Annotated in this window: 23 protein-coding genes; 4 read left to right on the forward strand and 19 right to left on the reverse strand. The window is 67.3% G+C overall.

Annotated elements, in window-relative coordinates; all coding sequences use genetic code 11:
* The first annotated feature begins 1 nt into the window (after position 1).
* From OHB24_RS23490 to OHB24_RS23500, 3 genes are read left to right on the forward strand one after another with little or no spacing between them, the layout of a single operon-like run.
* Positions 2-1,342, forward strand: a complete 1,341-nt coding sequence (locus OHB24_RS23490) for a hypothetical protein (RefSeq protein ID WP_327632965.1) — start codon at positions 2-4, stop codon at positions 1,340-1,342.
* Between the two features lie 14 nt (positions 1,343-1,356).
* A complete protein-coding gene (locus OHB24_RS23495; RefSeq protein ID WP_327632966.1) occupies positions 1,357-3,177 on the forward strand; it encodes a hypothetical protein in 1,821 nt (606 codons plus the stop codon).
* Between the two features lie 3 nt (positions 3,178-3,180).
* Positions 3,181-3,996, forward strand: a complete 816-nt coding sequence (locus OHB24_RS23500; RefSeq protein WP_327632967.1) for an amidohydrolase family protein — start codon at positions 3,181-3,183, stop codon at positions 3,994-3,996.
* Here OHB24_RS23500 and OHB24_RS23505 read toward each other — a convergent pair.
* From OHB24_RS23505 to OHB24_RS23580, 16 genes are all read right to left on the reverse strand, one after another.
* The gene (locus OHB24_RS23505) at positions 3,911-5,077 is read right to left on the reverse strand and encodes a sigma 54-interacting transcriptional regulator (RefSeq protein ID WP_327632968.1); all 1,167 of its coding nucleotides are present in this window, start codon (positions 5,075-5,077) and stop codon (positions 3,911-3,913) included. The genes OHB24_RS23500 and OHB24_RS23505 overlap by 86 nt on opposite strands.
* A gap of 17 nt (positions 5,078-5,094) precedes the next feature.
* The gene (locus OHB24_RS23510; protein WP_327632969.1) at positions 5,095-5,430 is read right to left on the reverse strand and encodes a hypothetical protein; all 336 of its coding nucleotides are present in this window, start codon (positions 5,428-5,430) and stop codon (positions 5,095-5,097) included.
* A 43-nt stretch (positions 5,431-5,473) separates the two neighbouring features.
* Positions 5,474-7,660, reverse strand: a complete 2,187-nt coding sequence (locus OHB24_RS23515; RefSeq protein WP_327632970.1) for a phage tail tip lysozyme — start codon at positions 7,658-7,660, stop codon at positions 5,474-5,476.
* A gap of 146 nt (positions 7,661-7,806) precedes the next feature.
* Positions 7,807-8,679: an LLM class F420-dependent oxidoreductase gene (locus OHB24_RS23520; RefSeq protein WP_327632971.1), complete on the reverse strand. Its 873-nt coding sequence runs from the start codon at positions 8,677-8,679 to the stop codon at positions 7,807-7,809.
* 68 nt (positions 8,680-8,747) lie between these two features.
* Positions 8,748-10,808, reverse strand: coding sequence for a beta-galactosidase (locus tag OHB24_RS23525; protein ID WP_327632972.1), 2,061 nt, complete (start codon positions 10,806-10,808; stop codon positions 8,748-8,750).
* Positions 10,809-10,853: 45 nt separating this feature from the next.
* Positions 10,854-11,705 carry a carbohydrate ABC transporter permease gene (locus OHB24_RS23530; protein ID WP_327632973.1) on the reverse strand — a complete coding sequence of 284 codons (852 nt, stop codon included), beginning with the start codon at positions 11,703-11,705 and terminating at the stop codon, positions 10,854-10,856.
* Positions 11,702-12,604: a carbohydrate ABC transporter permease gene (locus OHB24_RS23535; protein WP_327632974.1), complete on the reverse strand. Its 903-nt coding sequence runs from the start codon at positions 12,602-12,604 to the stop codon at positions 11,702-11,704. The genes OHB24_RS23530 and OHB24_RS23535 overlap by 4 nt, the downstream gene beginning before the upstream one ends.
* A complete protein-coding gene (locus tag OHB24_RS23540) occupies positions 12,601-13,956 on the reverse strand; it encodes an ABC transporter substrate-binding protein (protein ID WP_327632975.1) in 1,356 nt (451 codons plus the stop codon). The genes OHB24_RS23535 and OHB24_RS23540 overlap by 4 nt, the downstream gene beginning before the upstream one ends.
* 76 nt (positions 13,957-14,032) lie before the next feature.
* Entirely contained in the window at positions 14,033-15,076 is a 1,044-nt protein-coding gene (locus tag OHB24_RS23545) for a LacI family DNA-binding transcriptional regulator (protein ID WP_327632976.1), read from the reverse strand.
* Positions 15,077-15,170: 94 nt separating this feature from the next.
* A complete protein-coding gene (locus OHB24_RS23550; protein WP_327632977.1) occupies positions 15,171-16,007 on the reverse strand; it encodes a 3-keto-disaccharide hydrolase in 837 nt (278 codons plus the stop codon).
* Positions 16,007-16,873 carry a sugar phosphate isomerase/epimerase family protein gene (locus OHB24_RS23555; RefSeq protein ID WP_327632978.1) on the reverse strand — a complete coding sequence of 289 codons (867 nt, stop codon included), beginning with the start codon at positions 16,871-16,873 and terminating at the stop codon, positions 16,007-16,009. The genes OHB24_RS23550 and OHB24_RS23555 overlap by 1 nt, the downstream gene beginning before the upstream one ends.
* A gap of 21 nt (positions 16,874-16,894) precedes the next feature.
* Positions 16,895-17,737 carry a carbohydrate ABC transporter permease gene (locus tag OHB24_RS23560; protein WP_327632979.1) on the reverse strand — a complete coding sequence of 281 codons (843 nt, stop codon included), beginning with the start codon at positions 17,735-17,737 and terminating at the stop codon, positions 16,895-16,897.
* On the reverse strand, positions 17,734-18,576 hold the full coding sequence (locus OHB24_RS23565) for a carbohydrate ABC transporter permease (protein ID WP_327632980.1): 843 nt from the start codon (positions 18,574-18,576) through the stop codon (positions 17,734-17,736). The genes OHB24_RS23560 and OHB24_RS23565 overlap by 4 nt, the downstream gene beginning before the upstream one ends.
* Before the next feature lie 98 nt (positions 18,577-18,674).
* Positions 18,675-19,991 (reverse strand): ABC transporter substrate-binding protein, encoded by a 1,317-nt coding sequence (locus OHB24_RS23570; protein WP_327632981.1) that lies wholly within the window; start codon positions 19,989-19,991, stop codon positions 18,675-18,677.
* Positions 19,988-20,743, reverse strand: a complete 756-nt coding sequence (locus OHB24_RS23575; RefSeq protein WP_327632982.1) for a hypothetical protein — start codon at positions 20,741-20,743, stop codon at positions 19,988-19,990. Before OHB24_RS23575 ends, OHB24_RS23570 begins: the two co-directional genes overlap by 4 nt.
* Complete coding sequence (locus OHB24_RS23580; protein ID WP_327632983.1) at positions 20,740-21,795, reverse strand: Gfo/Idh/MocA family protein; 1,056 nt, start codon at positions 21,793-21,795, stop codon at positions 20,740-20,742. Before OHB24_RS23580 ends, OHB24_RS23575 begins: the two co-directional genes overlap by 4 nt.
* Before the next feature lie 78 nt (positions 21,796-21,873).
* On the opposite strand from OHB24_RS23580, the gene OHB24_RS23585 reads away from it, so the two are divergent.
* On the forward strand, positions 21,874-22,521 hold the full coding sequence (locus tag OHB24_RS23585; protein ID WP_327632984.1) for a TetR/AcrR family transcriptional regulator: 648 nt from the start codon (positions 21,874-21,876) through the stop codon (positions 22,519-22,521).
* A gap of 7 nt (positions 22,522-22,528) precedes the next feature.
* Here the strand turns inward: OHB24_RS23585 and OHB24_RS23590 are convergent, their stop codons facing one another.
* Genes OHB24_RS23590 through OHB24_RS23600 form a run of 3 tightly spaced genes read right to left on the reverse strand, consistent with a single transcriptional unit; the run spans position 22,529 to position 25,632 of the window.
* Complete coding sequence (locus tag OHB24_RS23590; protein ID WP_327632985.1) at positions 22,529-23,371, reverse strand: carbohydrate ABC transporter permease; 843 nt, start codon at positions 23,369-23,371, stop codon at positions 22,529-22,531.
* On the reverse strand, positions 23,372-24,322 hold the full coding sequence (locus OHB24_RS23595; protein WP_327632986.1) for a carbohydrate ABC transporter permease: 951 nt from the start codon (positions 24,320-24,322) through the stop codon (positions 23,372-23,374).
* A complete protein-coding gene (locus OHB24_RS23600) occupies positions 24,319-25,632 on the reverse strand; it encodes an ABC transporter substrate-binding protein (protein ID WP_327632988.1) in 1,314 nt (437 codons plus the stop codon). The genes OHB24_RS23595 and OHB24_RS23600 overlap by 4 nt, the downstream gene beginning before the upstream one ends.
* Positions 25,633-25,648 lie beyond the last annotated feature (16 nt).

A 25,648-nucleotide genomic window follows, 5' to 3' on the forward strand; every position in this document is an offset into this window, starting at 1 on the left:
CATGACCGGCGATCCGGCGGCGACCTGGCTCCTGGAGCAGGAGACCCGCGCGATGCTGACGAGGCTCGCGCAGGTCGAACCGTTCGTGCTCCAGGAGACGTGCGTCGCGGCCGCGGCGCTGTCGCCGGCCGCCTTGTCCGGGATCGAGCAGCACCTGATCGCCGGCCGTCGGGAAGTTCACCGGCGGGCGCAGGAGTTGCTGCGCTGGCTGCGTGGACCGGGTCAGAACGCACCCGCGGCCGAACAGCAGCGCAGGTTCTGGACTCTCCGGCTCGCGTTCCAGGACGCGTTGACGCAGTTCGACCTGTTCTCAGAGGTCGTGACCCAGCGCAGCGAGCACGACAACGGGGTACTGCTGGCCGGGCTGGACGTCGCCGCGGCGGAAGCATTGTTGCTGCCGGCCAAGTTCTTCAGTGCCCCTCCGGTCGTGACCTCACTCCACCGGGGCATCGGCGGCACCATCCGCCGGGCGCGGACGCGGCTGCCCGGCGGTGGCGAGAATCCGGTCGCCTTGATCAGGATTCCGCGCGAGCGGATGATCGGGTTCGGCATCGCCTCGTCGCTGGTGCACGAATGCGGTCACCAGGGCGCGGCGCTGCTCGATCTGGTCGAGTGCCTGCGGAGCCGGCTCCGGACCCGGCGCGGGCCGGCCTGGGCGCTGTGGGATCGCTGGATCTCCGAGATCGTCGCGGACTTCTGGTCGATCAGCCGGATCGGGATCGGCTCGACCCTCGGCCTGATGGGACTGGTCAGTCTGCCCCGGGCGTTCGTCTTCCGGGCACCTGACGAGGACCCGCATCCGATCCCCTGGGTGCGGGTGCTGCTCAGCTGCGCGATCGGCGACCGGCTCTACCCGGACCCGCAATGGGCGCGGCTGGCCGGCGTCTGGCAGGAGCTGTACCCGATCGACCAGGTCCGGCCGGAGACCGCGGCGAACATCGAGCGCTTGCGTACGACGATGCCGGAGCTGATCTCGATCCTGGTCGAGGCCCGTCCCGGCCGGCTCCGCGGTCACACGCTGGGCGACGTACTCCGGAATCCGGAGTTGGACCGGGTCGCGTTGCTCCGGCGCTTCGACGCGTGGACCGCGGACCCGGACCGGATGGCGCGGGAACCACCGACGCTCGCGTTCGCGGTGCTGGGACAAGCCCGGGCGAGCGGCCGGCTGACGCCCGAGCGGGAGAGCCGCCTGCTCAAAGGGCTGATCACCACCTGGGCGGTCCGGAGCGCCTTGGCCACGGCTCAGGCCACCACCCGGACGGAGACCGCGATGTACGTCGGCCAGCCCTTGATCTGGGTCGACCCACCCGAGAACACCCAGCGGCGACTGGCCGCTGTCTGACTGGAGGAACACTGATGACGAGTACCACCTCAACCAGAACCGATGAATCGTACGACGGAGGGGTCGAGGTCACCGCACATCCGGCCCGGATCAGCGCGGGCGGGATCGTGCTGGTCAAGGCCGAGGCACCCAGCCTGTCCGGCGACTTCGGCGTCGAGTGGACCGTCAGCGGCCCGGTCGTCCTGCCGAAGCGGGAACTGCGGGTCGCGTTGATGGGCGCCACCACGGTCGAAGGCGGACAGGTCAGCTGGCCGGATCAGGGCGGCGCCCCGCATGTGCTCCAGGCGACGCTCGACACCAGTGCGCTGACCGTCGGCTCGTGGCGGGTCGGCGTCAAGCTGACCAGGCTCGAGACCGGCGGCGACGACGTCGAACGCAACGAGGCGTTCTACCAGGACGAGTCCGATCCGATCGAGGTCACGCCGCGGCCGTTCGCCGCCGGCGACGACGTGGCGGTGACGATGAAGCGCACCACGGTCCCGCCGACATCGGACCAGGCGCTCTGGGTCGCGATCCGGAACAGCACCAACCTGCTCGGCTTCGAGAACTACAGCAAGTTCCTCGACAAGGTCATGTGCGGCGATTCGACCGACCACAAACACCAGCTGAACAAGGTCAAGCGCCGGACCGCGCTGCCCTTCCCCAACGTCGACCGCTACCGGTTGCTGAAGGCGGCGACCGAGGTCTTCCTGATGATCCACTGCGGCGTCGACGCGGACGGGTTCAACCGTCTCGACCTCGATCTGGAGGCCGAGAGCCGGCGGCTGCAACGGGCCGTGCAGGCCGGTGACCTCGAAGCCCAGTGGCGCTCGTACCTGGCCCGGATCGCGACCGGCGACGGCGGCTACCTCGACGTACTCCCGTACCTCGAGCTGATCCGGCTCAAGCTGCGCGACGTCGCGGTGGTCGGCGGCGACCGGCGCGAGGACGACGCGGAGGTCTGCTTCGGGATCCTGGCCGACAAGCTCGCGAACCCGTGCTTCCTCGAACTGCTCTGGTCCTACTGGGGCGAGGAGGCCCACCTGGTGCAGACGATCAACGCGATCAGCTGGCGGTTCCAGAACCGGACCAGTGGGCCGCGCGGCCGCGATCCGCTCTCCGGTCTGGAGATCGATCCGCTGCGGCCGTTGAACAACCTGATCTGGGGCTGGATCCAGGACACGCAGCACCGGCTGACCACGGTCCGGCGGGCGTACGAGTACGACCACCACTACGGCCTGGTCCTGGCCTCGAGCCCGGGTCCGCCGGTGCGCGGTGCCGACTCCCGGTCGCGGTTCGTGGAGGCGTTCCACCAGCTGCTCAGGTTGTGTTCGGTGTTCTACGAGTACGACGACGACACCACCCGGATCGCGGACGGCTTCGGCGTACTCAACGGTCTGAAGGAGATGCATCTGCTGCTCACGCAGGGCGCGCACAACCAGTACGGCGACCTGCCGTGGACGGCCCGGCACGAGATGCTGATGACCCAGTGGATCCTCGCTCGGCCGGAGATGCGGGACTTCCTGCCGACTCGGACGATGGTCGCCTACCCGGAGGCCTGGATGGACCGGGTCGAGGCGATGAACAAGCTGCAGGGCTGGTCGGACTCGTCGGTGCTGCACTTCCGCGATCTCGCGGTGTTCGGTGAGCAGCTGCTGCTCGGCATGCGCTTCGGCAACTGGACCACGGTGATCGAGCCCGAGCAGGCGGCGAACTGGGCGCGCTACTGGCGGGCCGAGGTCCAGGGCTACATCCACGCGTACCGGGCCGTGACCGGCGTCGACCTGACCCAGCGGGCCGATCGTTCGATGCCGGCCCTCCACCTGCGCCGGAGGTACGGCGCCTACCGCAGCTGATCGATGTCGTCCGCGGAGATCGGGGTCATCGACGCGCACTGTCACGCAGGGCCCGGTGACGGTTTCACCGGGCCCTGGGACACGAGCGCGCCCCTCGATCAGTACCTGCGCCGGTGCGACCGGGCCGGCATCGCCAGGTCGAACCTGATGGCTGCCTTCCATTCCGACTACGCCGTCGCGAACGAGGCGGTCGGGCGCATCGTCGGCGCCGCACCGGACCGGTTCTTCGGTTTCGCCTTCGTCCACGCCGAACGCGACCGCGGGCGGATCCTGCCGATGGTGCGCGACGCGATCACCCGGTTCGGGTTCCGCGGCATCAAGGTGCACCGGCACGACGCCCGCATCAGCCGGGAGATCTGCGACGTCGCGCGCCGCCTCCGACTGCCGGTGCTGTACGACGTGATGGGCGAGGTGGCCGGCGCGGAGCTGCTCGCGACCGAGTACCCGGACGTGAACTTCATCATCCCGCACCTGGGGAGTTTCGCCGACGACTGGAGTGCGCAGCTGGCGTTCGTGAGCGTGCTGGCAGAGCGGCCGAACATCTTCACCGACACGTCCGGCGTACGGCGGTTCGACGTACTGGAGAAGGCGGTTCGGCGGGCCGGGCCGCGGAAGGTGTTGTTCGGGTCCGACGGTCCGTGGCTTCATCCCGGTCTGGAACTGGAGAAGATCCGCTACCTGGACCTGCCGCCGGCCGCGGCCTCGTTGATCCTGGCCGGCAATTTCCTTCGGCTCACCCGGGGCGTGCCGCGGCCGGGCGGTCCTGCTCCGGGATGTCTCCGACGGTCACGAAGCCGTCGGCGAGATGACGGTGGATGATCCGCAGGACGAGGCTGCGCAGGTCCCGGACGTTGCCGGGATAGTCACGCGTGACGAGCAGCTCCTGGACCGCGTCCTCGAGCTCGGGGGGTTCGCGGTCCGGGTACACCTGCCGGAAGAAGTGCCGGAACAACGCGACGATGTCCTCGGTTCGCTCGCGCAGACTCGGCAGGTGCACCGTGCAGCCGGCGATCCGGTAGTAGAAGTCGTTCCGGAACGTCCCCTCGGACCGCGCGCGACCCAGGTCGCGGTTCGTCGCGCACACCAGCCGGAAGGTGCTCTTGCGCCAGGTGTTGCTGCCGACTCGTTTGAAGGTGCCCTCCTGGATGACCCGCAGCAGCTCGGCCTGGAGGTTGACCGGCAGCTCACCGACTTCGTCGAGGAACAACGTGCCGCCGTCGGCCAGCGCGAACGCGCCGTCGCGGGCGACCGCCGCACCGGTGAACGCGCCCTTCTCATGACCGAAGAACTCACTCCCGGACAGCGACGGCACGACGGTCGAGCAATCGAGCACGACCAGCTTCTTCTTGTGCGGTCGCGGGTCGAGCTCGTGGATGAGCTGGGCGATGCGTTCCTTGCCGGTGCCGCTCTCGCCGGTGATCAGCACCGCGGCGGTGGTGAACCGCGCGATCTCGACCGCTTCACGCAGTACGGACTGCCAGACCGCGCTGTCTCCGACGAGGAAGTCCTGCACGTGCCGGCAGGCGACCAGTTCGTCGATGGTGCGCCAGCGGTTGAGCCGGTCGGCGACGTGCCGGGACGACTCTTCGGCTTCGCGCCAGGTGATGACATCGGATGCGCCGGCCCGGAGCAGTCCCCAGCAGTCGTCGCCGGGCAGTCCGCCGCAGGTGGAGAGCGCGAGGACTCGTCCTGGCCGGGACGCGGCGAGCTCGCGGACGCTGTCAGCCACCTCGGCGGTGACCTTCTCGAAAAGGACGACGCTGTGGCGCGACTGACCGGCCTCGTCGTGGTCTTGGTCGTGCAGCCGGACGCCGGCCGCCGTCAGGCCGTGCAGTACCGACCGGACGACGTCGTCCGGCGCTCCGATCACCTTGATCCAGGCATCCACGAGCTCTGCCACACCCCCCGATGCCGGCGTCAGCTCGTGGCGATCAGCGGCTGCTCGTTCGCTCTCCTCGCTCGGCCCAGCCGCTCCTCCGGCGGGTCGACCATCAGCGGTACGACGTCGAAGTCGACGGCGAAACTGGTGGCTGGTAGCTGGAACGTACCGGGTGTCCCGTCGGAGTCACGGACCTCGGCTCCGGGGAAGGCGTCCTTCATCTTGTCGATCGCTTTGCGCACCTTCCGCCTGGACCTGTAGTCGCGCGCGCTCTGCGCCAGGACACGGATGGTCCCGTCGCCGTGGACGGTGAAGATCCACCGGTAGCGCTTCGCAGTCGACCTGATGATCCAGATCCTGTACTTCTTCTTCACGACGTGTCCCTTCGGCGGTGACGGATGAGAACGGTGCCGGGCGTCAGGCCGGCCCGGCGCCACGATGGATCTGCAACGCCTGGCGGCCGAAGCCCCGGCGACGGTTGAGGACCACCTGGACTCCCGGATCCGACGTCGGTTTGTTCAGCACATCGGCGGGTCGCTCGAAGTTCAGGACGACTTCGTCGGAGGCCTGCTCGAGCGTGACGCCCGGGCGCCGGAGTACGACGTCGACCGAGCGGTAGGTGGTGCTGCGCAGTTCGGTGACCAGGTAGTCGACCTGGGCGTCGAGGTCGAACACGATCGCCGAGCCCAGCTGTCGTCCTTGGTAGGTATGCGCGAAGAGTCCGGTCCGCCGGTCGGGGCTGGTCCACTGGGCGAGGCCGATGCCGGGCAGGCGCGGGCCGGTCTTGCGGCTGAAGCTGCGGTCGCGGATCTGGTCGGGCGTGAAGTCGCGGACCTGGCCGGCGAAGTCCTGCATGCGCATCGGTGTGTCCGACTTGCTGCCTTCGAGCCGGTTGGGCTGCACCTGGGATTCGGCGATCAGGTTGCCGACCAGTCCGGCCGCACCGTTGACGGGATAGCCGTACTTGCTGGTCAGCAGGCGCATGACTCTGGCCACCCGACCGTTGAGATCGGTCGGTGTGGGGGCGGCCGGACCGAGTGGCGGCGGGTGCGTCGGCGTCCGCGTAGGTGCATACGGCGTGGACGACGAGAACGGCCAAGGAAGCCGGAAGGTCCACGGCGTCATGGTGGCCGGGGGAGCGGCGGCCTGACCCGAACGACACCGGATCACGGCGAAGAGGAGGCTCTGCGACCCGGACAGATCGAGCTTCCCGTCCGGCCGGATCCGCAGCCACTTGTCGCCGACCGTCTGGCTGACATTGCCTCCGATCACGCGGATGCGCCCCGGCTCGACCTTGGTCACGACATCACAGTGCGTCGACCGCATCTGCGGATCCGCGATGTTGTCGTACGTCGCTCCGCTGTTCGCCCGCGCTGCGCAGACGAGATCCCCGACCGCCGGTGCGATCTCGGTCGCCCGGAACGCCCAGAAGGGGCTCGCGGTGTTCTTGTTCAACCGGTTGGCGCGTGCCTCCCGGATGTAACTCTGATGTGCCGTCGAGTACTTGAACGCCGTTGGTCCGGCTCCCGCTTTCCGCATCACGTAAGAGATGAACACCGCCGACCACGGGTGGTTCCCCTGGTACGCCGTACTGCGCATCTCCGCGTCGGTCACGGTCTGCTGGACGCCGACCCGGTAGTACTCGCGCAGGATCGGGCTCGCGGCCGCGTTGGTCTCGGTCAGCGCAGTTGCTCCCCCTGGGCGCCATCGCCGGTACTCCTCGTCGGCGATGCGGGCGATGCTCGTACACAGTGCGCTCGGCGGCGTCCCGCCGTACTCCTGTTCCTGCTCGGCGCGAGCCGGCCGGTGGGTCCGGACCGCGCCGGGCAGGTCCGCGCCGGCGTCGGCCAGCAGACGCCAGCCGAACGTTCGCGGGATGGCGAGGTGCGGGACCGTCGTCCGCTCGACGCGGAACCGCCGCGAGGCCGACCCGATGGCTTCCGCCACCCGGAGGCTGTTGGCCGCGGTCGGTTCGCCGGGCCGGAAGAGAACGCGGAGAGCGCTCCCTGGTGACCCTTGACGCCGGCGAGCCCAGGCGATGAGTGGCGCGGGGTCGCTGTACAGGGCGTCGAAGGTGTGGACCTCGTCCGGATTCGCATGGCGCAGAATCGCCATCAGCGCCGATCCACCGCCGGAGTGCGCGGTCAGGATCAGCCGCCCGCGGGTCGCCCGGACGCCGCTGGCGGCGCTGAATCGCCGCAGCGCCGTATCGACCAGCGAGCGCAACGCCCCGGGCGCGGTCAGGGCGGGAAAGCCGTAGCCGTGGCCGGAGCGACCGCCGTAGAAGTTGCCGCGTGGCAGGACCAGCAGAGTCGGCGCCCGCCGCCCGCCCGTTGCCGGATGTGCCGGGTCGACCAGGTCCAGCCCGCTGATCGGGACCTTGTCCCGGACCAGATGCATCTGGCGTCCGTGATCCGAGTGACCGTGCAGATGGACGACGACGTCGACGGTCGCCGTCCTGGGCATCGCACCCCAGCGAAGGAACAGATCGGGTGGCGTGCCGTGGTGGCTGGCCAACTGGGGAAGGCGATCCACGACCAGACGACCGCCGGGCTCGCCGGAACGATCGTGGTGGTTCAGAACCGACACGTGTGAGGACGTCATGGGCTGACCCTCCTGCTGATCCGGCCCGCTGGCTGATCCAGCCGTACGCCCATTCCCCTGCAAGATCGGGACCAGCCCGGCCCGGCCTCCACTCCCCACCTAGGACCGTAACCCGCCCCGCCCCCGAAGGACAGCCGCGAGCCGCGTCAGAAGGCTGCGACGACTGGGATGACGTCGGATCCGATGCGTTCCAGTACGTCGAGGCGTGGGACCTGCGGGACCATGCCGAGGGCGGCGCTGAAGCCGAGGCCGTGGAGGCGGCCGAGCTCGTCGATGAGCTCGCTGGTCTTCTCGCCGTTCTCGCCGGTGTCGATCAGGTGGTAGACGGTCTTCGTGATGTCGTCGTAGTCGCGGCCCTCGTTCTCGCAGTGCTGTTTGAGGACGTCGAGTTTGTGTTCGAGATCAGGGGTGTTGAACACGTTGCACGCCTGTGCGTACTTGGCCACCAGGCGCAGCGTCTTCTTCTCGCCGCCACCGCCGACCATGATCGGCGGATGCGGCTTGCTGAGCGCCTGCGGGACGTTCATCAGCCGTTCGGCCTGATAGTGCTGCCCCTTGAACGGGCCGTCGTTGTCGGACCACATCTGCAGGAGGTACTGCAGTGTCTCCTCCAGCCGCTCGAACCGCTCGGCGACCGGCGGGAACGGGAAGCCGAGACCACGGGATTCCTCCTCGTTCCAGCCGGCGCCGAGCCCGATCATGGCGCGGCCCCCGGACAGTACGTCGAGCGTGGTCATCGCCTTCGCGAGCAGGCCCGGATGCCGGTAGTGCACGCCGGTGATGACGGTGAGCAGTTTGGCGCGTTCGGTGTGAGCGGCCAGGAATCCGAGCGTCGTGTACGCCTCGAGCATGTCGTGTTCGGCCGGCCCCACGCCATGGATCTGGAAGAAGTGATCCATCACCGCCACGTAGCCGAAGCCGGCCTGGTCGGCAGTCCGGGCGACGGCCGCGAGCTCCGGTCCGAGCGCGGCCGCGCCGTTCGGCCAGGTGAAGTCAGGAATCTGCAGACCGAGTTCCATCCGGGGTGTCCTTCCGATGATCCACCGAAGTCATGTGCTCTCCACCTAACACCCGCACCCAACCTCGTTCAATCGAGGGCCGGTCCACCTGGCTCGACCAGGACTCGTACGTCCCATGGGCCGAGGGCCAGTTTGCTGTCGGTTGTGGTGTCTGCGAGTACGTCGTGAAGGGGGTGTGGGAGGCAGACGTCGACGGTGTTCCAGGACCAGTTGTGGATGAAGTGAAGGCGTTCGCCGTTGGTGGTGGTTGCGGAGGTCGTGGTGACGCTGGGCGGGAGGTCGGTCCACGGTGTGGGGGCGATCCAGCGGAACAGCGCGGTGGCGAGCGGGGCGTTGGGGACGGTGCCGACGTACGTGATGCGGCCGTTGCCGTGGGTTCGGGTGGTGATGGCCGGCCAGCGGCCGAGGTGCGGGTGGTCGTAGGTGGCGAGTACGTCGGCGCCGTCGACTTGCAGGGCGTCGGCCCAGTGCGTGGCGGCGGCGTCGTCGCCGAGTCGCAGGGTGGTTCCGTGGACTCGTACGTCGTGGCTGAGGTTGCTGTATTCGTCGTACCTGACTCCTGCCGCTGCGGCCAGTCGAGCCGGTTGGACCTCGGTGCGGGCGCGGGCTTCGTGATCGGCGTATCCGGTGCGCGGTCCGACAACCAGGTGGCCGCCGGCTTCGGCGTACGCGACGAGCTGGTCCAGCAGCGCGTCGTCGGCCAGGTACAGCCCGGGTACGACGAGAACCGGGTGGTCTTCGACCGAGCCGTCGAACTGACTTGCGTGCAGGATGCGGACCTGCAGGCCGGCGTCCAAAGCTCCACGGTAGAAGGGATCGAAGAGACTGTGGTACGAGCGTTCGTCCGGGCTGCCGTCCTCGTGTGAGAGCGGTGGGTACTTCTGCATCAGCCACTTGCTCGGCAACGAGTAGAGCATCGTCACGTCGCTGTCCGGTGTCAGGTCGGCGATCAGCGAGCCGGCCGCCTCGAGCTCGGCGCCCAGCTGGGCGATCTCCTTGTAGGTGCGGCCGGGCAGGCCGTTGTGGGGGAGTACGCCGCCCCAGTAGGTCTCCGCGCCGAAGTGCAGGGTGTGCCAATGCCAGTACTCGATCATCTTGGCCCCGCGCGAGATCAGCGCCCACGCGGCTTGGCGCCATTGACCGTCGTACGCGGGCCTGTTGTCCCAGGGGTAGCCGATGGACTGCGCGTTGGTCTCGGTGACGAGGAAGGGGCGTTGCTGTGACGAGTACATCCGGTCGGCGGTCAGATACAGCGCCCAGGTGCCGGTGGTGGTCCAGCCCTGCTGTGCCGGACCGGTCTGTGGGTGGAGGAGTCCGTCCTGCACGGCGTAGTAGGGATTGCCTGCTGTGACGTCGAGTCGCCGTACCAGCTCGTCGTCGGCGATGGCTGGCCGTTCGTAGGAGATGCAGGTGGTGACGAACTGGTCGGGGCGGGCGTATTCGCGGACGAGGTCGGCCTGCCAGCCGATGAACTCGGTGGTCTGGTCGGCCTGGAACTGGCGCCAGGCGACGTCGTACTGCGGCTGGACGTTGCCGTCGGGTGTCCACAGGTCGGCCCAGTCCGTCAGGCGGTGTGACCAGTAGACAAGGCCCCATTCGTCGTTGAGCGTCTGTACGTCGCCGTACTTGAGCCGCAGGCTGTCGACGAACCGCTGGAACACGCCGTGGTTGTGGAAGAGCTCGTTCCCCGGCTCGTTGTCGACCTGGAACCCGATCACGGCCGGGTGATCGGCGTACCGGCCGATGATCTTGCGGATCACCCGCTCGGCGTGGAAGCGGAACGCCGGATGAGTGAAGTCGACCTCCTGCCGCGCACCCCAGCCGATCCGCTGCCCGGTCTTCCGTTCACCGGTGATCTCCGGGTACAGCCGGACCAGCCACGGCGGTACGGCGTACGTCGGGGTGCCGAGCAGCACGGCGATCCCCCGCCGGTGCGCCCCGTCGAGGACGGGTTGCAGCCAGTCGAGATCGAACTGCCCGTTCTCCGGCTCCCAGGTCGACCAGACCGACTCGCCGACCCGGATGACCGAGAAGTGGGCTGCGGCCATCAGGTCGAGATCCTGCTCGAGCCGGTCGTGCGGCTGGTACTCGTGGTAGTACGCAGCTCCGAACAACACACGGTCCTGCACGGTTTTCTCCAATGAAAGTAGGCCAGTTCTTGACTAGGGGCACAGCTATTCCTTGACCCCGCCGGCGGACAGCCCGGACTGCCAGTACCGCTGCAGCAGCAGGAACGCAGCGATCAGCGGGATCACCGACAGCAGGGAGCCGGTGACGACCGACGACAGCAGAGCCCCGGTCGAGCCGCCACCGCCGACGGATTGCGACGACCAGGCGGCCAGCCCGACGGTCACCGGGTAGAGCTTCGGGTTGTTGAGCATGATGAGCGGCAGGAAGTAGTTGTTCCAGGTCGCCACCAGCGTGAACAGCAGCACGGTGACGAGGCCGGGTGAGAGCATCCGCAGTGCTACCTGGAAGAAGATCCGGAACTCACTCGCCCCGTCGATCCGGGCCGCCTCGATGATCCCGTCCGGGATCGCGTCCTGCGCGTAGATCCGCATCAGGTACAGGCCGAACGGGCTGACCAGGGACGGCAGGATGATCGCCCACGGGGTGTTCACCAGACCGACCTTGCTGAACAGCAGGTACGTCGGGATCGCGAGCGCGGTCGTGGGAACCATGATCGACCCGAGGACGAGCGCGAACATCGCGCCGTTGCCGCGGAACCGGTACTTCGCGAAGCCGTACCCGCCGAGCGCGCTCAGGAACGCGGCCCCGCCGGCACTGACGACGGAGTAGAAGACGGTGTTGAGCATCCACCGGGCGTAGACGCCGCCGTCGTACGTGACGGTCTGGCGGATGTTCGTGAGCAAGCTGAAGTCCTTGCTGAACCACAACCCGAAGCTCGAGAACAGATCGCCGGTCGTCTTCGTCGACGCGACGAACAGCCAGAACAACGGCAGCAGGAAGTACACGAACAGCGCGATCATGCCGATCATCAGGAGTTTGCTGCGACGCTCGCTCATCGCTTGCTCCTGCGGTTGGTGAGGAACAGTACGGTGTACGACGCGATGACGATGACCGCACCGAGCAGGAACGAGACCGCGGCGGCGTAGTTCACCTGCTGGCCGGTGAAGGCCAGCGTGTAGGCGTAGAGGTTGGGCGTGTAGGCGCTGTCGATCACGCTCGGCGCCAGCCGCTGCAGCAGGTTCGGCTCGGCGAAGAGCTGGAAGCTCCCGATGACGGAGAAGATGACGCACAGCAGGAGGGCCGGGCGGATGGCGGGGATCTTGATGCTCCACGCCGTCCGCCACGGCCCCGCACCGTCGACCGCGGCGGCTTCGTAGAGCTCGTGCGGGATCGCGCGCAGAGCGGCGTACAGGATGATCATGTTGTAGCCGGTGAACTCCCAGGTGACGATGTTCGCCATCGAGCTGAGCATCCAGCCGTCGCTCAGGAACTTCGGAGCGGCGGCGCCGATCTTGTCCGCGAGCTGGGCGACCGGCCCGAAGTCCGGTCCGTACAGGTAGCCCCACATCAACGTGGCGACCACGCTCGGTACGGCGTACGGCAAGAAGATCCCGAGCCGGAACGCCTTCGCGAAGCGCAGCAGGCCGCTGTCGATGGCAAGCGCCGCGAGCAACGAGATCGCCAGCATGATCGGAACCTGGAAGGCGAAGAACTTGGCCACCCGCAGGACGCCCTGCAACAGCCGATCGTCCTGCAGGGCGGTGACGTAGTTGTCCAGGCCGGCGAAGACGGTGCCGCCGATGAGCCGGTCCTGGAACAGGCTCAGGTACGCCGCATAGCCCAGCGGCAGCACGAGCATCGCGGCGAACACCAGCAGGAACGGCGCGACGAACAGGTAGCCGGTCGCGGAGGGGTCGACGGATCGCCGCGCCCGGCTGGAGGCGAGCCGTCTCATGGGTTGACCTTGAAGCCCTGGTTCTTCGCGTACGTCGTGGTCCGCGACTGCCACTGGTCAAGAGCCGCGCCCGTATCGGACTTGTCGGCGAAGGACTTCCCGACCGTCTCGTCCCAGTCGTTGACCGTCTGGTCGAGGAACGGCGGCCACTGGAACTTGGCGTCGACGGTGTCACTGATTCCGGAGAAGACCTGGTTGACGGTCTGCCCGCCGTAGAACGCCGGCTTCTCCTGGACGAACGCCGGATCCGCGAGCAACGCCTTGGTGGCCGGGAACAGGAACTGCTGCGTGGCGAACAGCTTCGTCGATGCGGGATCGGTGTTCAGGAACTCCGCCAGCTTGGCGGCGGCGATCGGGTTCTTCGTCCCGGCCACGACCGCGGTCGTCGATCCGCCCCAGTTGCCCGAGACCGGCTTGGCAGCGTCCCACTGCGGCAGCGGAGCGGCCCGCCACTTGCCGCTGGTCGACTTGGCCGAGCCGGACAGGAACACCGGACCCCAGGCGGCGGTCAGCCAGGTCGCGTACTGGCCACGGTTCAGAGCTTGGTACCACTGGTCGGTGAAGTCCGGATCGGTCGAGACCGAGCCGTCCTTGATCAGGCCGCTCCAGTAGGTGCCCAGCTTCTTCGACTGGTCGTCGTTCAGGTTCACCTTCACCGAGTCGGCGCCGGTGACCTCGAACGGCTTGACGCCGGCTTGCCAGAGCAGACCCATCCAGACACCGTTCTGGTTCGAGGCCAGGTTGGTCATGCTGACCTTCGGGTCGGCCGCGTGCAGTTTGCGAGCCGCGGCGGCGAACTCGTCCCAGGTCTTCGGGACGGTGATGCCGTACTTGTCGAAGATGTCCTTGCGATACAGCATCCCCATCGGCCCGGTGTCCTGCGGGATCGCCCAGACCTCGCCACCGGAGCCGGACACCTGGTTCCAGGTCCAGTCGACGAACTTGTCCTTCAGACCGGCCGCGCCGTACGGACGAAGATCCACCAGGCTCTTCGTGATCGAGAAGGTCGGGACGTACTGGAACTCGATCTGGGCCGCGTCCGGTGCCCCGGTGCCGGCCTTCAGCGCGGTCCGGAGCTTCGTGTACTGCGGTTCGCCCTGACCCGCGTTGACGACGTTCACCTTGATCGCCGGGTACTTCGCCTCGAACAGCGCCACCTCCTTCTTGATGTCCGGCACCCAGGTCCAGAAGGTGAGTTCGGTCGGGGTGGACATGGCCTTGTCGATGTCGGCCTGGCTGACGGCCTGCGCCTGGGTGGCGTTGCTGGAGGAGCCGCCGCCCCCGCCGCATGCGGCAAGAGTGAGTGCGGCGATGGCTGCTAGGGCGATGCCGGCTTTCGAATGTCTGAACACGGGGAACAACTCCTTGAAGTTGGCATGGCGGTGCCTGGGCACGTGGCATCGGCCGACGTGCCTGGGGTGTGTTTGCTCAGCGCTTGGTGGCGGTGGAGTGACGGATGACCAGCCGGAGCGGTGTTGGCTCCGGCGAGAGGGAGCGGTCGCCGGTGGGCGACTCGATCTCCGTGACGAGGTTCTCGATCCCGCGGGCGACGTGCACGTCGAAGTCCTGCGGGATGGTGGTGAGCGGCGGGGTCAGGAACCCCGCCGAGGGGATGTCGTCGAAGCCGACGATGCTGACGTCGTCAGGCACCGCGCGGCCGGCCTCGGTCAGCGCGCGCAGTACGCCGATGGTCATGTCGTCGTTGGCGACGAAGATCGCGGTGACCTCGTCGTTCGCGGCCAACTCCCGGCCGGCCGCGTAGCCGGAGGCCGGGAGCCAATCGCCTTCCAGGACAGGTGGTTCGGGCGCACCGGCGTCGGCCAACGCCTGCTGCCAGCCCTCGAGCCGGTCCCGAGCCGCCCACCAGCGCTGTGGGCCTGCGACATGCCAGACCGTTCGGTGCCCGAGGCCGAGGAGATGCTCGGTCGCGGATCGCGCGGCCCCGACTCCGTCGCCGCCAGTGGTGATCATCGGCCGCGCGCTGAGTCCGGGGAACCGCCCGAAGGTGAGCACCGGGATGTCCAGATCGATCGGCTGGTCGTCGCCCTCGTCGATCGGCTCGGACAAGATGATGCCGTCCACTCCCTGCTCGAGCAGGTGGTCGACAGCGCCGGCGACGCCCCCGGTGTCGCCTTCCATCGTGTTGACGATGGTCAACGAGTAACCCGTGCTGCGCAGGGCACGCTCGATGGCCACGAGTTGGGTGGACGGGCCGAAGAACGCCGTACCGAGGCAGACCACGCCGATCCGCCGGGTCTTCCCGGAGTTGAGCGCGCGGGCCGCATCGTTACGGCGGTAGCCGAGCTCGCGCATGGCCGCCTGGACCCGGAGCCGGACCTCCTCCTTGACGTACGGCTCACCGTTCAGCACCCGGGAAACGGTCTTCTGCGACACCCCGGCCAGCCGAGCGACATCCGTGCTCCCGGGACGGCGCGAACGCCCGCTCCCGGATCCCGGTCTCGCCTCGCTCATAGGCCCTCACCTTAAGCCGAACGGCTCTCCTGACTACGCAGTCAGAATGTGTCTACGTAGTCAGAAGGTCAATGCCTCGGTGCAGGACTGTGACCTACATCACTTTGAGCATGATGTTGCGCCAGCGGCAGGCGGCGTTCGGGGCCCAGCGGTCGGTTCCCAGGAGGGGGTCGTTGTCGTGGACCTCGAGGGCGATGTGGCCGGACGGGCCGAGGAAGTCGGCGACGGTGTCGGCGTCGTAGTTCGGTGCCTGCAAGGTGGCCAGGTCGATTTCCGCGATGCGTACGTCGTTGATCCAGGTGGTGACGCGGGGGCGTTCGCCGACGCAGCGGACACGGAGTGAGTTCCAGTCCCGCCATCGCCAGGTGGAGAGGAGGTCCTCGATGGGTGCGGCGTACTCGAGCATCTTCTCCTTGTCGGGGGAGAAGGGTTCGGCTGACGTCGCCGGGTCGTCCTCGCGCAGCCCGATGGGGTTGCCGGTGGAGTCGAGTCGGGCGGTGAGAGCGAAGGGTACGGCGTGGAAGCTGCCGAGGCCGTTGCCGAAGAAGCCGCCGATGGAGCCGGAGTGGCGGTGGTCGACGAGGACCTGGAGTCCGTGCCAGGAGTCCGGCCGGCGGCGGAGCATGACGCCGGTGTCGGCGGGCCAGTCCGGGTTCAGCTCGAGGGTGAGTTCGAAGTCGGCGAACTTCTCGTCGCTGATGAGGTATCCGCCGTACCCGCTTCCGAGCGGTTCTTGCCGGCCGACGATGGCGCCGTCCTCGACCGTCCAGGCGGCTGGATGGAGCTCGGCCTGCTCGGCGTAGTCGCGGGGGAAGTCCGGTGCGACATCGAGTACGTCGGGGCCGCCCGGCCAGATCGACCCGTAGCTGCGTGGGATGACCGACCAACCAGTCAGATCCTTGCCATTGAACAGCGGCTCGAAGTCTGCCATCAGAACACCGCCGTGCCGAGGTGGTCGGTGATCCACTCGGCGGAGAGCTCGGTCGATGCGAGGTTGGTGTCAGCTTCGGGTACGTCGACCTCGACGACGAGCCACCCGTTGAAGGACTCCGGCAGCGTCGCGATCGCCGCGAGAAGGTCGACGTCGCCGCGACCCGGTTCGGTCCAGACGGTGAACTTGGTGACGGTGGCGTCGAAGTACGTCGCGTCGGCGTCCCGGGCGGCTTGCGCCTGGCCGAGATGGACGTCCTTGAGGTGCGCGGCCACGATGCGATCGGCGTACTGCGCCATCAACGTCGCCGGAGTGATGCCGGCCCAGGCGAGATGCCCGGTATCGGGGCCGAAGGCAAGGATCGAGGCCGGTACGGCGTCCAGCACGGCGCGGATCTCGGACTCGGTCTCGATGCTGCTACCCACGTGCGGATGCAGGGCAGGAACAACTCCCTCGGAGGTGATCGCTTCGGCCGCGGCCCCGATCGCGTCGATCACCCCCGGCAGAAGACCGCCGTACCCGATGGAGGGATGGGCGATGCGCTCGGAGGTCAGGCCGGTGGCGAGGAAGACTTCGGTGTTGCCGAGTTCGGCCTGGATGGCCGCGTGGCGTTTGGCTGTCTCGGCGAGGTTTCCGGCGTTGATGTCGACCGAGAAGTAGCCGGGGGCCGGTTCGAGGCCGTACTCGGCCAGCAGTGCGCGATAGCCGGCGGCGTCGAGACTTGATGGTGGATCGGCGTGGATGCCGCGGAACGGGGTGGTCCGGATCTCTGCGAACGCGGTTCGCAGTACGGGTTCGGTCAGGTTGAAGCCGTCGGCGCCGAGGACCCAGGGCAACGGGTTCAGGCCGACACGGAAGTTTGCCATCGAATGACTCCTTGGAAAGGGTCAGCGCCCGGCGAGCGAGCCGCCGATACCGCCGACGCTGAAGTACTTGTTGAGGACGGCGAAGATGATCGCCGGTGGCAGCATGATCACGACCGAGACCGCCATGACGGAGCCCCAGTCGGTGGCGTTCTGCTGGAAGAACGTCTGCAGTCCGATCGGGAGCGTGAAGATCGTGCTGGACCGTAGGAAGACCAGGGCGACGAGGTAGTCGTTCCAGGCGAGCAGGAACGCGAAGATCGCGGTGGAGAGGATGCCGGGCAGGGAGTTGCGGAGCACGATCCTGGTGAAGGAGCCGAAGACCGAGCAGCCGTCGACCCAGGCGGCTTCTTCGAGTGCGTGGGGGATCGAGTCGAAGTACGCCGCCATCATCCAGGTCGCGACGGACAGCGTGCTGCCGACGTACACGATGACCAGGCCGATCAGGTTGTCGGCGAGGCCGAGCCGGGCGAAGAGCACGAAGAGCGGGATGATCGCGGTGATCACCGGCAAGGACTGGATGACGAAGAGCAGCAGGGAGAACCCGGACACCGCCTTCCCACGGCCGCGGGACAGCACGTATCCGGCCGGGGCGGCGACGATGACGGACACCAGGACGGTGGCGAGGGTGACGCCGAGGCTGTTGCCGAGCCAGAGCATGATGTCGGTGTTGCCGAAGATGTACCGGAAGTTCTCGAGCGTGAGTGCGCTGGTGGAGGTGCTTGTCGCGCTGGGCCGGATGGCCAGGAGGAGGGTGGCGAGGACCGGTACGAGTACGACCAGGGTGATGAGCAAGAGGACGGCGAAGCGCCACCATTGGCCGCGCGTCCCGGGTTCTCGCGGTCGTGAGACCTGGATGGTTGTCATGCGATGTCCACCTTCTTGATCTGGCGGTAGAGCGTGGTCGAGACGATGACCAGGACGAGCGTCATCAGGAACGCGATCGCCACGCCGGGACCCGTGAGCAGGTCCTGGAAGACGCTGCGATAGGCCAGGACGACCAGGGACGAGGTCGCGTCGACCGGTCCGCCGCCGGTCAGCAGATAGATGGTCGGGAAGTCGTTGACGCAGAAGATCGTCATCAGGATCCAGCTGATGTACGTCGATCGCGAGATCAGCGGCAGCGTGATGTGGACGAATTGTTGCCATCGGCCCGCTCCGTCGATGCCGGCGGCTTCGTAGACTCCCGTGTCCACAGCGGCCAGTGCGGCCGACGTCATCAGCATCATGAACGGGAAGCTGACCCAGACCTTGAAGACGCAGACCGTGATGGCGGCCAGGGTCGGGTCGGCGAGGAAGTGGACCTCGCCGAATCCGAGATTCGCCGCGAGGGCAGGCAGCGGGCTGTCCGGCGTACCGACCAGCCAGTTCCAGGCCGTGGACGACACGACGATCGGTACCACCCACGGAAGCATCAGCAGGATCTTGAACAAACCTCTACCGGGGATCCTCGTTCGCAGCAGCAGCGCGAGACCCATGCCGACCAGCCAACTGCCGAAGACGCCGACGACGGTGAAGACCAGCGTGAATCGAGCGGCTGACCAGAAGCGTGGGCTGGTGACGACGTCGACGTAGTTGGACAGGCCTACGAAGTCGCCAGTGACGATCAAGGTGCCGTTGTGGATCGACTGCGACGCCGCGACCACGAGCGGGTACGCGTTGATCAGTACGACGAGGATGATCGCGGGTGCGACCAACAAGATCATCGTGATCGCGCGACGACTGGGTCCTTTGCCCTTGGCGGACGGAGCAGGTGGTGCTGTTGGCCGAGACCGGGACGTGGTCGAAACACCCTGGGTCAGGGTCATCGTTTGACAATCGACTCGAGACCCTGCTGCAGGGTGGTGATGGCCGCCTTGGGGTCGGTCTTTCCCTGCAACATGGCCTGCGCGAACTGCGCGAGAGGTTGGCCCCCGTCGACGGCAGCCAGCGCGGCGAACGACTGTGTCTTCTTCGCGGCGTAGGTCTTGCAGACCGGCATCCACTTGTCGACGATCGCGACCTGGTTGGGATCCTTCGCGTGGTAGTCGGCCTTGGCGATCGACTTCAGCACCGGTACGGCGACCCCGACCGGGCTCTGCCAATAGGTGTGGATCTGCCCCAGGTAGTACTTCAGGAACGCCTCTGACGCCTCCTGTGAAGGTGTGTTGGTGTACATCATCAGGTTGTTCACGAAGAACAGCCCCGCGACGGTGCCGCTCGAGCTCTTCAGCGGGTCCATGACGTGCAGGTCCTTGCCGGTCGTGCCTGCCCGCGCTGCGAGGCCGGGAGTGTGGATCCCGATGCCTGCCTTCTTGTTCTTCCACTGGGCGTCGAGGTTGTCGGCCGTGTAGGACACCGCTCCCGAGTCGATGATCCCTTCGTTCGCGAGCTCGCGAACGAACGTCATCGCCTGGATGTTGGCGTCCGTCACACAGTCCGGCTTGCCGTCCGGGTCGAACAGGCCGCCGCCGTTGTTGACCATCATCGCGACCATCGTGTGCGCACCGAGGTTGTTGCCGGCCCCTGCTCCGGTGGCGAACCCGGACGCGCCGATCTTCTTCAGGGCCTTCCCGGCGGCCAGCAGTTCGTCCCAGGACGTCGGCACCGACACGCCTGCCTGGTCGAGCAGCGCCTTGTTGTACCAGAACGGGCGTACGTCGGTCTGCCACGGTACGCCGGCGTACCCCTTGTCGGTCTTCATCGTGTCGAGCACACCCGGCAGGAAGTCGTCGTACGTGCCGTCCTTCTTCAGGCTCTCGATGAAGTTGTCGGCGTACGCGATCTGGCCCTGGTCGGCGAACTGGAACGCCTGGAAGCCCGCGCCGGAACTGACCGCCGGCCCGGTCTTGGACGCGATCGCCGACGAGAACGTCTGGTAGAAGCCGTTCCACTGAATGATCTGGTACGACGCCTTGGTCGAGCCGGTGTAGTCGGTGATGATCTTCTTGCCGAGGTCGTTGTAGGCAGGTGTTCCCCACGGCATGTCCCAGAACTTGAGGGTGCCGCCGCCACCGCCGGCTTTGGTGGCTCCGCTGTTGCCGGAGACGTTGCATGCTGCCAGCGCGGGTGCGGCGATCGCGGCACCGGCCAGCCCCAGGAATCCTCGGCGACTGACGCCGCCATGCTGTGTGTTGTTCATCGGAATGTGCTCCTCTCGTATTCCCCGAGGGCGGCGGTCGTCGTCACGACGTCCGCTCGAAGGCAGCGCAGATCGGCCAGCCCGTCGGCCGATCCGGCCGCATGCAGTTCGCGCAGGCGACGAAGGCTCCAGCGAAGCCCGGTCTCGTAGCGAGTTGGCGCCAGTACGGCGCCGTCGGGTCCGATGGTGATCAGCCGGGCAGGCTGTGCGGTGTCACCGGACGGGAGCTGCAACTCGACGCTGCCGTCGTCCGTCAGCAGCCGGAGTGCGGCCGACGCGGGCGTGGCGGCGGTGCAGACAATGCTGAAGTCGATCGCGACCGACGTGTCCGTCAGTCCTTCGGCGTACAGGGTGCGGTCTGAAACGTGCTTTACCTGAAGCTGTGTGACCGGCCCGAGCACAGCGCGCACAAGCGCCATCTGTTCCAGTAGAGCGGTCGAGAAATCGCGCCCGGGCCTCACGATCACCCGGCACTCGACCCTGCTTCGGTTGGTGGCCGCAGCGCGGAAAGCTTGCGCAGCCGGGCCTGTCGCCGGGTTGGAGGCCCAGCGTGAGGCGACGACGACGATCTTGGCCGGAGCCGTGGCGAGTAGATCGGCAAGGTCGTCCGGGGTGGGATGGACGACGACTATTCCGGTGGCGTCGGATCGCATCGTGCGCAGCAGTTCGGCCGGCCAGCCGGGTTCGCCCTCGACGAAGGCAACCGCGGCCGGGTCGGGGAACGACAACGGCAGGGTCGCGAGCGCGCTCATGCTGCCGTCTCCACAGCGTGCGCTGACCGGACAGCCGCGGCCGCTGCATCCGCGAGCGCGAGGGCGAAGCGCACATCATCGACGAGTGTGGAGACGTCGGGTGGTGCGAGTTCACCGTTGATGACGCCGGCCAGTTCACGCCACTCGACTTCGTAGCCGTTGACCTCGGCCGGTCCGAACACCTGCGTCGCTGCAGATGTGCTGAGCCTGCTGACCGCCGAGCCGGCATGAACGTAGGAAGGCGCGAACTCGACGTGCAGGACCTGATCGTCGGCGAACGCCTCGAGGATCCAGTCGGGCTGCCAGGTCTGCGACATCACGGCGTGCAGCTCGATACTCTTGCCGCCAGCAACGAAGAGGATCCGGTACCCGAACGGTGCCAGGAACTTGGCGTCGATCACCCGGAGGTCGTCGTACCGGGGGAGCAGACTACGGATCAGCGGGAGATCGTGGATCGCGAGACCCATCACGCCCGCGTGCGTCATCGCGGCCAACACCGCGACGTCCGAGTAGTCAGGTGCCGGGAAGGGCGGCCGCGTCTGCACTTCGGTGGCGACGTCCTCGAAGCGCGAGTTGGGCGGCAGCACGATCGACGAACGGATGGTGTGACTCGTCCGCGGCAGTTCACCCCAGTGCGCGACGGCTGCCCGCCAGCCCGGATCGAACGAGTGCATCGCGCCGACGAAGATCGGTACGCCGGTCTCCGCCGAGGTGACCGCGATCGCGTCGGCTTCGGCCGCGGACATCGCCAGCGGCTTCTCGCACAGCACCGCCTTCTTACCGGCCCGGCACGCTGCGATCACCTGCTCGGCATGGAATGCGTTCGGACTGCAGATCGCGACGACGTCGACCGCAGGATCATCGAGCAACGCCTCGACCGAGGTCGAGTGCGCGGCGCCCGCTCGACTCGCCACGGCCGCAGCGACGGCCACATCGATGTCGGTGACATGGCGAACTGTGAAGGCGGCGCCGAGCCGGGCGAGGGTCGGCAGGTGAATGGCCTGCGTGACCGGTCCGGCGCCGAGAAATCCAACTCCGATGGAGGACTGCATGCGTGACTCCTCACCAGGATGAAACACGATCAGTCGTTAAGATTTCGCCAAACATAAACGGGTGCTAAGGTTTCGTCAATGGCTCAGCATCGGGAGGATCTTGTGGCCGGCGACGTGACGACCCCAGTGACCCGAGGCCCGTACCGCAAGGGCATCGAGCGTCGCGAGCAGATCATCCGCAGCGCCTCCGAGGTGTTCGGGGAGCAGGGGTACATCGGCGGCTCGCTGCGCGCCATCGGTGACCGGGTCGGCGCATCGCCGGCCACCCTGATCCAGTACTTCGGCAGCAAAGAAGGCTTGCTGATGGCGGTCCTGGACGACTGGACAGTCCAGACCGCACGGTGGGCGATCCCCACGGACCCGCCCGGCCTGGAGTACTTCCGGGCGATGCCCGCGCTGATGGACTACCACGTCGACCACCGCGGGACGCTCGAACTGTTCGTCACGATCTCCGCCGAGGCGACCAACCCGAATCACCCGGCCCGCGAGTTCATCCAGCGCCGGTACGCCGACGTCGTACGGAACTGGTCCGAGAAACTGCGCGAGGCCGTCGCCAGGGGCGAGGTCGGCGTACTGACCGACGAGCAGATCGAGGCCGAGATCCGGATCCTGGTCGCCGTCCTGGACGGCGTAGAACTCCAGTGGCTACTGGGCGCGGACATCAACCTGCCCGCCCTGGTCACCACCTACATCGACCAAGCCATCACCCGCTGGACAACGGCCTGAGCCCGGGTCAGCCCTTGAGGCCTGAGAGGGTCATGGTGGCGACGAACTGCTTCTGGGCGATCAGGAAGAAGAGGATGAGGGGCAACGTGGCTACGACGTTGCCGGCCATCAGCAAGGACCACTCGGTCCGGCGGGTGCCCTGAAAGTTCGCCAGGCCGAGCTGCAGGGTGAAGGCGTGATCGTTGTTGATCGCGATCAACGGCCAGACCAGGTCGTTCCACGAGCCGAGCAGCGTGAAGATCGCCAGGGTCGCGAGCGCGGGCTTCGCCAGCGGGAGCACGATCCGGGAGAAGACCTGCCAGCGATTCGCGCCGTCGATCAGACCGGACTCCTCGAGCTCCTTCGGCAGCGACAGGAAGAACTGCCGCATCAGGAAGATCCCGAACGCCGACGAGAGCCAGGGCACGATGGCGGCGCCGAGGCTGTCGATGAGCCGCAGCCGCGAGAAGAGGAGGTACGTCGGGATCATCAGCAGCTGGGTGGGAATCATGATCGTTGCGAGGATCATGAAGATGCCGACCGTACGCCCCCGAAACGCCAGCCGCGCGAATCCGTACCCGGCCAGCGAGCACAGGACCAGATGAGACACGATCGCCGACGTTGCGACCAGCACGGTGTTACCCAGCCACAGCAACGCATCCGACTCGGTGAACAAGGTCACGAACCCACTGAAGTCGATCCGTGACGGGATGATCGGCGGCGGGAACTTGAGCAGCTCGGACGCCGGCGACACCGACGCGAGGAACATCTGCAGGAACGGCAGCAGGAAGAGCAGAGCCACCGGCGCCAGCAGCAGGTGCCAGCCGGACGGGCGTGACTTCGGGGCCTTCGAGGTTGTGTCGACGGTCATCTAGAACGCCTCCATGTTCTTCCGCCGGGAGTAGACGACGACCCCGATCGTGGTCAGCAGCGTGATCGCGAACAGCACGTACGCCGCCGCCGAGCCGTAGCCGAAGTCGAGAGACCTGAAGGCCTTGTCCCACAGGAAGTAGACGATCGTCCTGGTGGCGTTCAACGGACCGCCACGAGTCGTCGTGTACACGAGGTCGAACAGCTGGATGGCGCCGATCGTCTGCCAGATGGTGACAAAGACGGTCACCGGCCGGAGCTGCGGCCAGATCACCCGCCAGAACGTCTGCCAACTGCCGGCGCCGTCGACCCGCGCGGCTTCGATGAGCTCGCCCGGTACGTCCTGCAGTGCAGCCAGGTAGATGACCGTGGTGAACGCGGCCTGACCCCACAGCGACATGATCGCGATCACGACCATCGCCTGGGCCGGATCCTCGAGCCAGCCCTGAGCGGGCAGCCCGAGCCGCTGGAGCACGTTGTTGACCAGGCCGTACTGCGGATTGAACAGGTACGTCGACAGGATGCCGGTGGCGGCCGCCGACGCGACGAAGGGTACGAAGATCGCGGTGCGGTAGATCCCGATGAAGCGGATCCTCCGGTTGAGCGCCACCGCCAGGAACAGCCCGGCGAGGACCGACATCGGGACGAACATCGCCGTGTAGACGATCGTGTGCAGTACGGCGTCGGCGAACTCCGCGTCCGTGACGAGCCGGCTGTAGTTCTTGCCGCCCACGAACTCGGGTGCGCTGAAACCGTTCCACTTCTCCAGCGAGAGCACGAACGCCCAGCCGGCCGGAAAGATCGAGAGCCCGAGCACGATCAGCGTTGCCGGGCCGACGAAGAGCCAACCCGTGAGAGCAGCCCGCCGCCGGTCATGCCGACGTCCGGGGCGATCCGGTTGATCAGCCCTCGGCGGCGCCGTGGCGGCGGGCGGCAGCTCCGTGGTGGTCATCGAGCGGCCTCGAGCGCGGTGTTCGCCTTGGCGGCGGCCTTCTCCAGCGCCGGCTTCGGCTCGGCCCGTCCCTGCAGCACCTCGGAGATGGCCGCGCCGATGGCCTGCGACAGCCCCACGTAGCCGGAGACGGTCGGCCGGACCTTCCTCGCGTTGGCGCCGTTCGCCGCCATGATGTCCAGGCCGGGGTACGTCTTGACCTGCGTCTTGAAGGCTGCCGAGCCGACCTCGGAGGAGCGCAGCGGCAAGTTGCCGACGGCCACGTTCCAGCGCTCGTCCTGCGCCGCCGAGGTCAGCCAGTTGGCGAACTCTACAGCCCAGTACTCGCGGTTCTTGTCGTGGTGGTCGAACAGCGCCCAGAGGTCGGGGCCGGACGCGGTCTGGTGATCGCCGTTCGTCCCCGGCAGCAGCGTCACGCCGTACTTCGTCTTCGCTGTCTTGAGGTCGTAGAGCACCCATGGTCCGGAGGCCATCATGGCAATCCGGTTGTTCCGGAACAGCTGCTCGTACTTGGTGTCGGTCTGGTCGAGATACACGGACTTGTCGGTCACGGCCATGTCCCGCAGGAAGGTCAGTGCCTTGACGCCGGCATCGGAGTCGAATGCGGCGGTCTTCTGGTCCGGGCTGAGGATCTCACCGCCGTTCTGCCAGAGCTGCGGCCACATCTTCCAGACGGTGTTCTCGGCACCGGACACCGAGTAGGCGTAGCCGTAGGTGCTCGTCGCGGGGTCGGTGAGCTTCTTCGCGGCGGCCCGGAGATCGTCCCAGGTCCACTGGTCGGTGGGGTAGGGCACGCCGGCCGCGTCGAAGATCGACTTGTTGTAGAGCAACGTGAGGTTGTCGACGATCGCCGGGAAACCGATCGTCTTCTTGCCGGTCGGCCGGGCGGTGAGACGGGCGCCTTCGGGGAACTCGCTCCACTTGACGTCGGGCTCGGCAACGCGGTCGGTGATGTCGAGGGTGCGGCCGGACGCCTCCAGCTCACTCGCCCAGCTTCCGTAGGCGTAGGAGATGTCCGGGTAGCTGTTGCCGACGAACCCGGCGGAGAGTTTCTGCAGCAGGTCGTCGGTGCTGGAGGCTCCGGGCGACACGTCGATCGAGACGTTCGGATGGGCCTTCTGGAACTCGGCGGCCAGTCCTTCGAGGATCTTCTGCGAGTTCTCGGTCTGCCCTGTCCACAGGGTCAGCGAGACCTTCGCGTCCTTGTCCAGGCTGCTCGCACCCTGGCCGCTTGATCCGCAGGCGGTCAGCCCGGCCAGACCAAGCGACACGAGTGCCGTGACGACGGAAAGAGTGGTGCGACGCTTCATGACAAGCTCCTTCGAG

This window comes from Kribbella sp. NBC_00482 (assembly GCF_036013725.1).
In the GTDB taxonomy this organism is placed as follows: domain Bacteria; phylum Actinomycetota; class Actinomycetes; order Propionibacteriales; family Kribbellaceae; genus Kribbella.